The sequence below is a fragment of the Aureliella helgolandensis genome (assembly GCF_007752135.1).
Lineage (GTDB): Bacteria > Planctomycetota > Planctomycetia > Pirellulales > Pirellulaceae > Aureliella > Aureliella helgolandensis.
In genome coordinates this window covers 2,788,289-2,801,106 of the sequence record NZ_CP036298.1, presented here as the reverse complement: position 1 = coordinate 2,801,106, position 12,818 = coordinate 2,788,289, and the positions used below count along the sequence as shown (strand labels likewise).

The following is a 12,818-nucleotide window of genomic DNA, read 5'->3' as shown; positions in this document are numbered from 1 at the left end:
AAGCTAAGGATGAATCAAGTCCTCTCACGCACCTAGTTTAAGTACCAAATTCCGTGCATAGCAATCCAGAGCAATTTACTGAAGCCCTCGTCCCCGATTCGCCGCTCAGACCGAGCGTTTCCCCGGCGTCCCAGTCCTCCCATCGGAATCGAGAACAGCGGGCTTTCACGGCGGAGCATGCTGATTTCCTTTCTCGCTTGACGCAAGCCTGGGAGACGGCTTACCAACACCTGCATGAACAGATGGTAGACAACACGCACTGGACGGGAGAACTCTCTACCTCAGCGCTTTCGACGGCCACGGCAATTAGCGCACTTGTCCAAGTCCACAAGCACAATGCGACGAACGACAACGACATCGCGGTAGCGATCCAAGACGGTTGCCAGTGGTTGCTAGAGCACCAGAATGCAGATGGCGGATTCGGGGATACCAACCGCAGTCATTCCAATATCGCCACCACGCTGCTCGTCCTAGCGGCCTGGGAATCCGCCGATTTCGCCGCTTCCCATGCCGAGGCTGCACAGCACGCTTGGAACTACGTCGAAAAGCAAGGCAAGTGGGACGGGCTCCGGGCGCGGTACGGCAAGGACAAGACATTTGTGGTGCCCATCCTCAGCAGCTGTGCCTTGGCCGGATTGGTCCCCTGGAAGGAAGTCCCCAGCCTGCCCTTCGAAGCCGCTTGGCTTCCTCAAGATTGGTATCGCTGGGCGCGCATGCCGGTCGTCAGCTACGCCGTTCCCGCGTTGGTAGCTATTGGCCAAGCTGTCTTCCACCACTCGCCGCCTAAAAACCCCTTGCTTCGAATGGTCCGTCGCAAAGCGATTTCACCAACCCTCCAAGTCCTCCGTCGCATGCAGCCCGCCAGCGGTGGCTATTTAGAAGCCGTTCCACTGACGAGCTTCGTCCTAATGAACTTGGCGGCCATCGGTCAAGGCAATTTGCCGGTTTGCCAAGAATGCACTCGATTTATCCTCGATTCCCGACTTAAGGACGGCAGCTGGCCCATTGATACCAACCTGGCTACGTGGATCACCAGTCTGTCCGTCCACGCGCTAGGACGGACCGGACCGGTGCGGGTACGGCTCAGTGAGCCGAGTATTGGGACTTCCAGTCCAGGGACTCTTGCTCAGACGCACACTCCAGAAAACTCCGTAAAAAACTCCGTCTCGTCCGGCTTGGTGCGATGGCTATTGAGCTGCCAACACAAGCACCGCCATCCCTTTACCGGCGCCAATCCAGGCGGCTGGGGGTGGACGAATTTGAGTGGCGCAGTGCCCGATGCAGACGACACACCAGCCGCCCTACTGGCCTTGAGGCAACTCGACTTAGAGGATCCTCGGTGGTTCCGCCTGCGGAGCGAAATCGAGATTGCTGTATCGAGTGGGCTAGGCTGGCTACTGCGCTTGCAAAATCGTGATGGTGGGTGGCCGACCTTTTGCCGCGGTTGGGGACAGCTCCCCTTCGATCGCAGTGGTACCGACTTGACGGCCCACGCTCTCCGCGCCATCAATGCTTGGCTTCCAGACCTCGATCGATTGGCGCGGGCCGCCGGTAGGACGACCGTCCCCACCAAGCCACAGTTGTTCAACGCGCAACAGCGAGGCTTGGCGTATCTGCAGAAAAACCAACAGCCCGATGGGTGCTGGCAACCACTGTGGTTCGGAAATCAAGATCGTCCACTCGAAGACAATCCAGTCTACGGAACCGGCAAAGTCCTGTTGGCCTACGCCGCGCTAGGACTTGCCGATTCCCCGCAAGCGTTGCAGGGCATTGCATTCCTGCAACACGCCCAGAATAGCGATGGAGGTTGGGGGGGAGGACCAAGTGTCCAGTACCGCGATTCATTCTCGAAACCGGGAGAGGTGGGCAGCGGAGCCGGCGCGTCGGTAAAGCCCAATACCGTTCCAGTCCAACCACGCGGTAACGACCATTCCCCCCTTACGAGTTCGATCGAGGAAACGGCCATCGCCCTAGAGGGATTGAGCGAATGTTGCCTGGGTCACAATTTCGGTCGCAATCCCCTAGAATGCGAAGCGTTAGTCGCCAACGGTGACCCGTCTCCGGTACCAGCAACTATAATGCGGGGACTGGAATACTTGATGCTCCGCGTTGGTGAGGGAAATCTCGACCGTTCGTGGCCGATTGGTTTTTACTTTGCTAAGCTGTGGTATCACGAACGGCTCTACCCGGCTGTGTTTAGCTTGAGTGCACTCGGAACGGCCAAACGCTTGCTTCTTCCGAACTAGCACTGAAATTGACCGAAACAGATTGCACTGGAAGCGGTTCAACTAGATACCCTCCCTTCCCCGCACTGGCCACCACCCCACTTACGGCCAACCAGCCAGCCTCCACCCGAGCTTATACGAAACGACAGGAGTGACAGCTTTGTCATCAGCTTCGATTGATTCCTCTGCTTCGCATGAACCCTCCCATGAAGGTAGTTCGGCGGCTGCCCAGGAGCCCAACGCTCGCCCCAAGAGTCGGCGCCGGAAGACGAGCCACCTCAAGCTGGTCCCAGAGACGCTTGAATTGCGCGAGCATTTAAAAAACAAATGCAGTGAAGTCGCAGGCAGGCTCGACAAATCTCGGTTGATGACCAAAGACGAGATGGAGGTCATCGCCCGCAAGCTGCTGGACGACGAGGGGCTTAGTGAAGGGTACGTTGGCTGGATCATGGTCATACTCAGCAGTGAGTTCTACCGAGATCAAGTCGCTGCAACCGACCCCAGTCGCAGATTGTTCCTGTTGCCGCACTGCCTCAAACACGCCGAGGGCTGTCCAGCGGACTACGACGAATTCGGCATGAACTGCAAACAGTGTGGTGCTTGCAGCATTGCTGATTTCCGCACTATTGCCGAAGACATGGGTTACAAGGTACTGGTGGCTGAGGGTTCGCCAGTCGTGATGAAGATCATCGTTAGTGGGTATGTCGATGCAATCGTCGGCGTTGCCTGCTTGAATGTCCTGGAAAAAGCGATTGATAAGCTGTTGTTGGCGGGCATCCCCTGCATGGCAGTGCCGCTTCTCTCGAGTGATTGTCGCAACACCAGTGTGGACGAGGCTTGGGTCAGCGAGATGATTCAAACGCGGGTAGAAACGCCCGTTACCAAAACGCGCAGCTACGTTCACCTTTTACGCACCGCAAATGACCTGTTCGGTGGCGAGACCTTCGAGCGACTAACACCACGTAGTCGAGCCAGTCAGCCGACGAACGACAGCGACGATCTGTTGGCCGGCATCGATCCCATTGCCGCAACGGAAACACTAGCACTCGACTTCGTTCGGCGTGGTGGTAAGTACTCCCGTCCCTTCATGACGTTGGCAACCTACGACGCGCTCACCGGTGGCCAAGCCACGCTCAACCAAGGGGCCAGCGCCCTAGAAAACTACTCCGATTCCATCTTGCGTTCGGCAATGAGCATTGAAATGTTCCATAAAGCCAGCTTGGTGCACGATGACATCGAGGACGATGATGGATACCGCTACGGCCAAGAGACCATGCACCGCAAATACGGGCTGGCGACGGCGATCAATGTTGGCGATTACCTGATTGGCTTGGGCTACCGAATGGTAAGTCGAGAAGCAGGCGTGTTGGGAGCCGATTGTGCCGCAGATATTCTCGATTGCCTCGCCGGAGCGCATACCCGTCTTTCCGAGGGCCAGGGTGCCGAGCTGCTGTGGCGGGATGCGAGTGATAAACGTTTAACCCCGCTGGATGCACTCAAAGTCTACGCACTCAAAACTTCGCCCGCCTTCGAAGCGGCGTTGTATACCGGAGCCAGATTGGCGGGCAATGTGGAGACGATTGAGGAGCATATTCGTGTCTATGCACGCAACATCGGCGTGGCCTTCCAGATTTTGAATGATTTGGGAGACTGGGAGGGAGACTCGCACAACAAGCTGCAGGCAGGCGGAGACGTCTTAGGTGGCAGACCAACGCTGCTTTGGGCACTGGCTTTGGCAAATCTCCCCGAACCAGACCAAGCACGCTTGCTGAGCCTGGCAAGTCCCAATTGCTCTTTAAGCGACTCGGAACGGATTTCACAAGTCTCAGCTCTATATCGCCAAGCTCGCGTGTTTGAACAAGCGCGTCGACTGATCGAAAAACATGAACAGCGCGCGTTGGAAGCAGCTGCCAAAATTGATTCCGAGCCTTTCCAACGACTGCTGCTCTACCTGGTCGATACCGTGCTCGCTCGCTCAGAGCCCACTGTCCCCACCATCGTAAGCTTGCCCGCCAGCGGCTTGCTGCCCGTGGTGGCTCCTGGCTAAACGGGCTGTTGAAATAGTAACCCGCCGCGTGAGCAAGGAAAGATAACCTCCGCTACAAGTCAATTAAGGATACTACCTCCGCACTAAAATTCAAATTGCGATTAAATCAACAGCCCGCAAAGCTTCAGAAACAACGGACTTGTTTACTGCTCATTGCTAAGCAGATTTTCAGAAAGTGAGAGGATGACCAGAGCGACACCACCTTCCGCGGAATTGGAGGACCTCGTGTCCTTGTTCTATCCGCGGCAGTCCGAACTCGGTGAGTTTTCACACTCCGAACCGTGCGATGCCCCGGAAGCCTACCAAGCAATGTTGGCACACGAGTCGCATATGACAGTAACGGTAGAACGCCGTCACGGGTGCCAGGTGGATGTCGAAGTCATGGAGAGCCGCTTAGACGAAACCCACTACCTGCGAAAAATTCTGTTGCGCCGCCGCAGCGATCGACGCGTGGTCCAATTCGGTATCGTCCGACTCGCCCTGGCCGCCCTGCAACCGGTCGTACGCGACGAAATCATGGCGCAGCAGACTCCTCTGGGACGGGTCTTGATTAACCACAATGTCTTACGGCATGTCCGCCTGCACCACCTCTGGAAAGTGGCCTGCGCTGCAGAACTAGCTGGATTGTTCCAAGTCTCAGTGGGACACATCACCTATGGTCGCACCGCTCTCATCTATTGCGATGGCGAACCGGCCGTCGAGCTCTTGGAGATCGTTGCTCCAGAAGACACCTTTGCTGCCTAGCAACCAACTCGATCCCAGCCTGTGTCGCGGGCGTGGGTTCAGCCCCCACGATGCGCGCCGCCCCAGCTTCAACGCTGAGCTGCCTGTTCTGCCAGCTGCGCGGGTTCGGCAAGCATCGTCCTCTTGAATGAAGCTTGTGCTTTCGCCATGCGTTTAGCCCTCTGTGGTGCCCAAGAAATCGACAGCCCGGGTGGGGACGTACACCAGTGACGCTTGCCGCGACAGCGCGATTGGAGACGCAAGCTTCGCGGTAGCATTGCAACCCCGCTCCACTCTAAAGCCAGCGCAAGGGCCCCAGATAAATTTTACTGCCGACGAGTTGTCCTGCGTTAGAAATCCGCAAGCATTTCCACCAAGGTTTCCGCAAATCGCGTTGCCGCGAGTGGTGCATACGAAAAGTACAGCGATGGTTCAATGAGTTCTAGTTCCATCAGGGCTGGCGCGCCATCTTCTAAAAGCACCAGATCGACCCGTGCGTAAAGCAACTTCTGGCCCACCGTAGAGAGAATCCCCTCTGCCGCACGCAACAATTCCGTGTCAGCCTCGATGGCGTTCAGCGCACCACCATGCTCCTCTTGGACGCGAAAATCTTTGGGTTTCGGCTTTTTCACAATGGCATGACTAAACCGTCCGCCAAAATAGATTAAGGAGAATTCGCCATGCGTCACCACAGACTGCACAAAGGGTTGCACCATCAATGGCGACAGTGCAAAGGCGTCAAGCGCCGCCTGCCACCCCAGGGGATCGTCGCGATTGAGAGAATACGTGTCTTCGGCCCCCGCTCCTACGGTGGGCTTGACGACGATTTGTGCCGAGCCTAGTTGCTCAAAGATGTGCGGCAGTTCGTCCGCTGCAAGGCGATTGAACCATAGGGTCGGAACGATGGGATGTCCTTGTTCCCCAAGTTTTCGCAAGTAGTTTTTGTCGATATTCCATTGGCAGATGCGAAGTGGATTGAGCAGGGGCGTCCCCACCGCTTCAATTTCCCTAAGTGTCTGTAAGAACTTTTGGGGATTGCGTTGATAGCCCCAAGGGGAGCGGATGACGACGGCATCAAACTGTGTCCAGTCAGTATTGGGTTCATCCCAGACCACATCTTGCACCTGCCAGCCCCGCTCTTTTAACGGTGCATGGGTTAGTGAATCATGGAAGAAATAGCCCTCTGGATGCTGGAGCGTTAGGTAGGCGCAGATTTGAAAGCGTGCCGTTTTGATGATGGTTGTCCTTGTCCGTAGTGTTTTGCGGTACTCGCAAAATTCTCTGCTTTTGGGCCGGGCCCGGGACCGAAGGTGTCTGGAGTGCCCGCCATAAAGGGAAAATCATTGTTCCGCAACGCTTCGTTTGCTAGCATTGAATGACTACTCTACCCTTGAGACGCTCTTTTACCCACCTCTGGCGGAAAGGATATACAGGATGCATACCACGCACCACTGCTCGCCAGAGAAGCCCCCGGAGCAAACGCAAGTCCTACAGCGGCTCACTCGCGATATTCAGCAGCTAGAAACATCCCATCGCAGGCATCAAGAAACACAGGCACTTAGCACCGGTTGCCAACCGCTGGACGAATGTTTACCCCAGAAGGGCTACCTACCTGGCAGCGTCGTGGAATACCTGCGTTTAACCCCAGCTTGTGGCGCTACCCAACTAGCGCTTGCCGCAGCCTCGGAAGCCCTACAGGACAAACAGCGTTTTCTGGTGGTGATCGATACGCAACACCGCATTTATCCACCAGCGCTTGCCAGCCGTGGAATTGATCTGAAGCAGGTAATTTTGGTCCGCCCCGAGTCTCGCGCCGATGCGCTCTGGGCTGCCGACCAGGCGCTGCGGACCTCGGCGGTAGCAGCCGTGGTGGCCGAATTCGACCGGATCGATGATCGGGCGGCTCGACGCTTGCAACTCGCTGCCGAGATAGGCGGTGGCATAGCCCTACTGCTGCGCAGTGCCACCGCACGTCATCAACCCAGTTGGGCGGAGGTCCAGTGGCTCGTTCGCTCCGCCTCCTCGTCGAATCGACGTTTACAAGTCCAGCTAGCGCGTGTCCGGGGTGGGAAAGCAGGAGCAATCGTGGGTCTGCAAATCGACTCTGGCACAGGCAAGATCTCGGCCATCGAGAAACGCCGCGGCGTTTCTCCCCTGCCTGCCAACATCCTGCCTGCTACTCCTGCCCGTCGCGCACGGCCACTAGCTGGCTGATGCGAGCAGAATATTCCCATGGATCCCAATCTTACCGCCCAGGAATCATTATCGCCTGCGCAATCCCCCAAGGCAGGGGCACCCGAGACTAGGGCGGCCGAGACGGTTCAGCCCGCCTGCCTGCTCGCCGACCAAAACTCTGGAAAGCAAGCGGGAGAGAAGCGAGTGCTGTGCATCTGGCTTCCCAACTGGTCGATCCAGCGGGTGCAAGCACTCGAGCCACGCCTGGCCAGCGCCCCGCTCCTCCTTTCCATCCGCGATGCACGCCGAGGCTTGATTATTGCAGCTGCGAATCTCGCGGCTCGGGCACAGGGAATTCAGCCCGGCATGCGTCTATCGGAGGCCACTGCAGTGGTCGATGCCACCGTCCGCGAACACGACCCGTCCGAGGACCTGGAAACTCTATGCCAACTCGTTGAACAGGCTCAGCAGTTTAGCCCGCTCGTTGGGCTCGAAACGCTCGACAAAAAGCGCTGGGCGGGCCGCACACAACTGCACCCCGAAGTCATCCTGCTAGACGTCAGTGGAATCGCCAATCTGTTTGGTGGCGAGCTGGCTTTGTTGAAATCGGTAGCGAAGTGGCTTTCCCAACAGCACTATTTTGGCTGCCTGGGGCTCGCCGGAAACGTGGCCACGGCCTGGGCCTTTGCCAATTACGCAACCCGCGAAGCTCGCGCTGGCCGTCCCATGTACTCACTGCTCCCCCTGCCACCGGAACTCGCCCCCCCCTCGACAGCAGACAGCGACTCGCAGTCCGCGGCTACCTCCGCCCCCCCTCCTCCTCCCTGCCGCTACTATATCGCCTCTCCGGAAACGGCCACCGATGTTTTGAACCGCTATCCGCTTGCAGCCCTTCGGCTAGAGCAGGCAACTCTGGACGCACTGCAGCGTCTCGGAATTCGAAACATTGGCCAATTGGGACAATTACCACGCGATGGCATGGCCTCGCGCCTCGGCCAACCCTTGCTCACTCGACTCGATCAACTGTTTGGCAAGATCGAGGAATCCATAATCACTTTGCATGGGCAACCCGATTGGAGCTTGGAGCAAACCCTTGAGTTCCCCACGCAGCACCACGAGACCATCGTGGAAGTCGTTCGCCAGCTCAACCTGGAACTCGCCAAGCGATTGGTAAAGCGAGGCGAGGGGGCTTTGCGAATCGTCTGCCGCCTCGACTTTGTCGACACCACACCGCAATTGCTCCAACTGGGGCTCTTCCGTCCAACCAACGAAGCGGAGCATTTGCAAAGGTTGCTCGTCGGACAACTAGAGCAACACTTCCGCAACCAAGTCGCGGCGCCTCTGGGGAGAGTTTGCCTGCAAGCGACGCTAACGGCGCCGATGAAGTGGCGGCAAAGCGAACTATTTGCCGTCGCCGAAGCCGACAATCGGCAACAGATGGGACGCTTGATCGACACCCTAAGCAGTCGCTTGGGACGCGCACAAGTGTTGCGAGCTCGCGTGAAAAGAGATGTGCAACCCGAATTAGCTTATACGCTTGAGCCCCTAACTGGCCGACGACCAGATGGCACCGAGCAAGATGCGCTGCGCAAGCTCAGCTCGCGGATCTCTCGGCAGCGAGCGGAACCATCGCGCGAGGATCCCTTGCGGCGTCCCACTCATCTTCTATCCCCAGCGGTACCAATTGAAGTTCGGCAACACGTCCCAGCGGACATCAACAGCATCGGCCACAGGGGCGTTGCACAAAGTGCCCCCTCCGTGTCCGAACACCGCGCACCAAGCAGCACCGCTGCGGCCGGGACCACTCCAGCTTGGCAATTTAAGTATCAAGGAAGCTGGCACACGGTCGTGCACTCCATCGGGCCCGAACGGTTGGAAAGTGGCTGGTGGCGTGGTCCCAGCGCGCGACGCGAGTACTTTCGCCTCACGACCACTCGCGGTAGCTGGTGGTGGGTCTACCGAGACTTGAAGACCAACTATTGGTACCTCCATGGCCTATTCGACTGAGCCAGTATTTCGCGAGTTTCCTCCACCATGCGGATTGCCGAAAACACTCCTCTCGGCTCCCATTCCCTCGGAATCTGCCGATCCGTCTAAGGCCGTGTTTCAATGTCCACTCTTAGACTACAATGCTGATCCGGCACCGCCAGAGTTATTGGTGTGCGGACCGCGAACGATCATCGCTCCCCCCATCCAACGGTTGGGAGCCGCCCAGAACTCGCACTGGTAGACCAAGAAGCGACGACTGGAAAACGACAACTGGATGCTCAGCAACGTACAGGGAGACGGTAGTGTTACATGCGGTAATCATGGCAGGTGGGTCGGGAACTCGATTTTGGCCAGCAAGTCGCAATAGTTACCCCAAGCAGCTACTGAAGTTGGTCGGGGACAAAACGATGCTGCAAACCACCATGGATCGACTCCAGGGGTTAGTTTCCGCGGAACAAACTTTAGTGATGACCAATCAGCATTTGGTGGAACAAGTCCGCCAGCAAATGCCGGAGGTCCCCCCGGAACAAATTGTGGGGGAACCGATGAAACGCGATACCGCGGCCTGCATTGCGTTGGCCGCCTCGCTCATTGCCAACGCCGATCCCAATGGTGTCATGCTGGTTCTGCCTGCGGATCACGTGATCGACACCGACGAGCAATTCCAGAACTGCATGCGGAGTGGCATGAAGCTGCTCGAACAGTCGCCCGATCGCATCGTCACCTTCGGCATTCGCCCCAGCTATGCCGCCGAGTCGTTCGGCTACGTTCAGCGAGGCGAGGCCATCACCGACGCTGGCGTCCCCAAAGCATTCCGCGTGGCTTCATTTCGAGAAAAACCCAACCAGCAGACCGCGGAACAATATGTGACCTCCGGAGCCTACGACTGGAACAGTGGCATCTTCATGTGGCGTGCTGCCACCATCCTAGAGGCCTTGCGTCGCTACGAGCCCGCGATGATGAAACGAATCGATGCAATCTCGGCGGCCATGGGCACCCCCAGTTTTCCAGTCACCCTGCAGCGTGAATTCGAGAAAATCGATGGCCGCTCCATCGATTACGCTGTCATGGAACGCTATCCAGATGTTGCCGTAATCGAGGCTCCCTTCCAGTGGGACGACGTAGGCAGTTGGCAAGCCATCGGACGACTGACCGAGCCCGATGAACAAGGCAACTGCGTACGCGGAAAGTACCTGCCCATCCAGTCGCAACGCATGATCGTCATGGGCAAAGAAGACCACCTACTGGTCACCATAGGAATGCAGGACATGATCGTCGTGCACACCGACAACGCCACTCTAATCGCTCCTAAACAAGAGGAAGAACGGGTGCGCGAAGTCGTGAAGCAACTGCAGGCCCGAGACTGGACCGAGTTCCTCTAAAAAGGACACACGCCTCGTGTGGGCAATTGAAACCAACCGCCTATCCAAGCGATTTGGCGAAGTCCACTCGTTGGTGGATTGCAATTTGCAGGTCCCCCAAGGCATCGTATTTGGCTTGCTGGGCCCCAACGGCGCCGGCAAATCAACCTTGCTACGCTCCCTGCTGGGCTTTGTCCGCCCCACGTCCGGACAGGGGGCCGTTTGCGGGTACAACATTTTGCACCACAGTCTGCAAGTCCGGCAGCAGGTCGCCTACCTTCCCGGCGATGCGAGACTCTACCGCTCAATGCGTGGCTCGCGAATCCTTGAGATGTTTGCCGAACTCCACCCCTGCGGCTCACTGCTCCGATCGCAAGCAGTTGCGCAACGACTCGACCTAGACGTCTCTCGGCGCGTGGCATTCATGTCGACAGGCATGCGTCAAAAGCTGGCGCTGGCGATCGTACTGGGCAACCGCGCCCCGGTCGTCATCCTGGATGAACCGACGGCCAACCTCGACCCGGCCGTTACCGCCTCAGTCCTGGATTTAGTTCGCGAGGCGCGCAGCCATGGCCAAACGGTCGTGCTCTCCTCCCATATCTTTTCCGATATCGACAGCACCTGTGACGAAGCTGCCATCATGCGTTCAGGTTCAATCGTCGCCCAACACCGCCTGGACGAACTGGCGAGCTTGCACTCCGTCCAGGCCCTGGTATCCAAGCACAACGGCCCTGCGGAACTGCCCCTCTCGCTACGAGATGAGGCAACTTACCCACCTTTTGTAAAGTTTTGCCAACTGGTCACCACCACGCGCAACGCCCCTCAACCAAATGGCGAGCCCGCTGCCAAGCTCCTCTTGCAGCTCAACGGTTCTGGCCGCGACTGGCTACCATGGCTAGCCGACCTGCAAGCCAATTGGCCAGCCTTGTGCGAATTGAAAATCGAGCGGGCGGGTATTCGCAGCATCTACGATCGACACCTCAGCACCCCAACCAATCAGGCTGTTCCCCCTGTCCAGGAGCCGTCGAATTGACCCGCTTGCTCATCAAAAAGTACATCCATGAATCATACCCCCTATTCCTAGCGTGCGCAATTCTCTTGACCGTCTTCTGCATGGGACGCGTGTGGATCGTTTGCCAATTCGACCTACAGCAGTTCGAACCCTTCCTGCAGCAACTGAAGCCGTTTGAGAAGTTCATGCCAGTCCCTCTTGAGCAACTACTGACTCACTCCGGGGCCATAGCCATGACTCTCAACGAACCTCTCCTCACGCTAAGCATCCTTCTCTGGTGCGTCGCTCGCGGCTCGGACGTGGTAAGCGGTGAGCTCAGTCGCGGCACCATGGAAATGCTGCTAGCCCACCCCATTTCACGCTGCCGACTACTGCTTACGCATGCTGCCATGACAACTCTTGGACTAGCGGGGCTTTGCGGCGTGATCTGGTTGGCTCTCTACAGCGCCATCCAAATCAATACCGTGCGGGAGACCGTGGCGGCAGAAATGCAGCTCAACATCCCCTTCCTGCCACTTCAAATTCCAATCACCCTCGGAAGTCCAGAGGAAGTAGCGGTCCCACTATCCGAGAAAGTGGATGCAGCTCTCTACGCCATGCCTTGCCTCAACCTATTTGGGCTCGGCTTTGTCATACTCTGCCTGTCGATCTTGTGCAGCAGTATTGATCGCTACCGCTGGCGGACCATTGGAGTGGTGCTTGGCATCTACATCTCGCAATTCCTACTATTGCTGCTCAGCAAAGCCACCTCCGCCACTGAGCTCGCAGGACGCTTTACCTTTCTTTCGCTCTACCAACCCGACGCTATCGTCCAACTCGCTCGGCAAGATGCCAGTCGCGCGTGGTGGCTACTCTCCCCCAACAGCCGCACACTAGAGGCGGGAGCTCTGCAGGCGAGCTGGCCATTCGAAATGCTCGGTCCCGCCGCCCTACCACTGCTCCTCCTGGGTCTTGGCGGAGCCATGCTGCTCGCGGCAGTCCAGTGCTTTGAACGCCGCGATCTAGCACCGCCACTCTAGAAACCGCCAGCAATTGAGACAGCCGGAGGGCCCAAAGGTATTGAAAGAGGCGGCTTTGAGGGAGCAGAGGGAACGCAACAGCGTTTTTTGAGACGGGACTGGGGACAGTGGGGCATGCGAAGGTCACGGCCCGGGGGGGCGTGTTACTAATAGGAAGCCACGGCCCGGGGGACCATGCTACTAGAGGGGAGTCACGGCCCGGGTAGGGCCACGCTACGGGTGGGCGGTGGCTGGATTTGCGATTTCCGAGGGCACCGCGGCGGCGTG

Annotated in this window: 10 protein-coding genes; 9 read left to right on the top strand and 1 reads right to left on the bottom strand. The window is 57.8% G+C overall.

From position 1 onward, the window contains the following. Nucleotides 1-53: 53 nt before the first annotated feature. The 3 genes from Q31a_RS10040 (at nucleotide 54) to Q31a_RS10030 (ending at nucleotide 5,016) form a co-directional block, all read left to right on the top strand. Nucleotides 54-2,246, top strand: coding sequence for a prenyltransferase/squalene oxidase repeat-containing protein (locus Q31a_RS10040; protein ID WP_231691135.1), 2,193 nt, complete (start codon nucleotides 54-56; stop codon nucleotides 2,244-2,246). Between the two features lie 130 nt (nucleotides 2,247-2,376). Then, nucleotides 2,377-4,272, top strand: a complete 1,896-nt coding sequence (locus Q31a_RS10035) for a polyprenyl synthetase family protein (RefSeq protein WP_391575320.1) — start codon at nucleotides 2,377-2,379, stop codon at nucleotides 4,270-4,272. A 183-nt stretch (nucleotides 4,273-4,455) separates the two neighbouring features. Continuing rightward, on the top strand, nucleotides 4,456-5,016 hold the full coding sequence (locus tag Q31a_RS10030; RefSeq protein WP_145077149.1) for a hypothetical protein: 561 nt from the start codon (nucleotides 4,456-4,458) through the stop codon (nucleotides 5,014-5,016). 329 nt (nucleotides 5,017-5,345) lie between these two features. On the opposite strand, the gene Q31a_RS10025 is transcribed toward Q31a_RS10030, so the two are convergent. Then, nucleotides 5,346-6,119 (bottom strand): ATP-grasp domain-containing protein, encoded by a 774-nt coding sequence (locus Q31a_RS10025; protein ID WP_145077147.1) that lies wholly within the window; start codon nucleotides 6,117-6,119, stop codon nucleotides 5,346-5,348. 310 nt (nucleotides 6,120-6,429) lie between these two features. Here Q31a_RS10025 and Q31a_RS10020 point away from each other — a divergent pair, with 310 nt between their 5' ends. The 6 genes from Q31a_RS10020 (at nucleotide 6,430) to Q31a_RS09995 (ending at nucleotide 12,551) form a co-directional block, all read left to right on the top strand. Continuing rightward, the gene (locus Q31a_RS10020) at nucleotides 6,430-7,209 is read left to right on the top strand and encodes an ImuA family protein (protein WP_145077145.1); all 780 of its coding nucleotides are present in this window, start codon (nucleotides 6,430-6,432) and stop codon (nucleotides 7,207-7,209) included. A gap of 18 nt (nucleotides 7,210-7,227) precedes the next feature. Continuing rightward, the gene (locus Q31a_RS10015) at nucleotides 7,228-9,177 is read left to right on the top strand and encodes a Y-family DNA polymerase (protein WP_145077142.1); all 1,950 of its coding nucleotides are present in this window, start codon (nucleotides 7,228-7,230) and stop codon (nucleotides 9,175-9,177) included. Continuing rightward, nucleotides 9,161-9,400 (top strand): hypothetical protein, encoded by a 240-nt coding sequence (locus tag Q31a_RS10010; protein ID WP_145077140.1) that lies wholly within the window; start codon nucleotides 9,161-9,163, stop codon nucleotides 9,398-9,400. The genes Q31a_RS10015 and Q31a_RS10010 overlap by 17 nt, the downstream gene beginning before the upstream one ends. Nucleotides 9,401-9,461: 61 nt before the next feature. After that, nucleotides 9,462-10,541, top strand: a complete 1,080-nt coding sequence (locus tag Q31a_RS10005; RefSeq protein ID WP_145077138.1) for a mannose-1-phosphate guanylyltransferase — start codon at nucleotides 9,462-9,464, stop codon at nucleotides 10,539-10,541. Between the two features lie 16 nt (nucleotides 10,542-10,557). Continuing rightward, nucleotides 10,558-11,553, top strand: coding sequence for an ABC transporter ATP-binding protein (locus tag Q31a_RS10000; protein WP_145077136.1), 996 nt, complete (start codon nucleotides 10,558-10,560; stop codon nucleotides 11,551-11,553). Continuing rightward, nucleotides 11,550-12,551, top strand: a complete 1,002-nt coding sequence (locus Q31a_RS09995) for an ABC transporter permease subunit (RefSeq protein ID WP_197356592.1) — start codon at nucleotides 11,550-11,552, stop codon at nucleotides 12,549-12,551. The genes Q31a_RS10000 and Q31a_RS09995 overlap by 4 nt, the downstream gene beginning before the upstream one ends. Nucleotides 12,552-12,818 lie beyond the last annotated feature (267 nt).

Coding starts and splice junctions, on each gene's coding strand:
- Q31a_RS10015 (WP_145077142.1), top strand. CDS start 7,228: ATGGATCCCAATCTTACCGCCCAGGAATCATTATCGCCTGCGCAATCC.
- Q31a_RS10010 (WP_145077140.1), top strand. CDS start 9,161: ATGGCCTATTCGACTGAGCCAGTATTTCGCGAGTTTCCTCCACCATGC.
- Q31a_RS10020 (WP_145077145.1), top strand. CDS start 6,430: ATGCATACCACGCACCACTGCTCGCCAGAGAAGCCCCCGGAGCAAACG.
- Q31a_RS10030 (WP_145077149.1), top strand. CDS start 4,456: ATGACCAGAGCGACACCACCTTCCGCGGAATTGGAGGACCTCGTGTCC.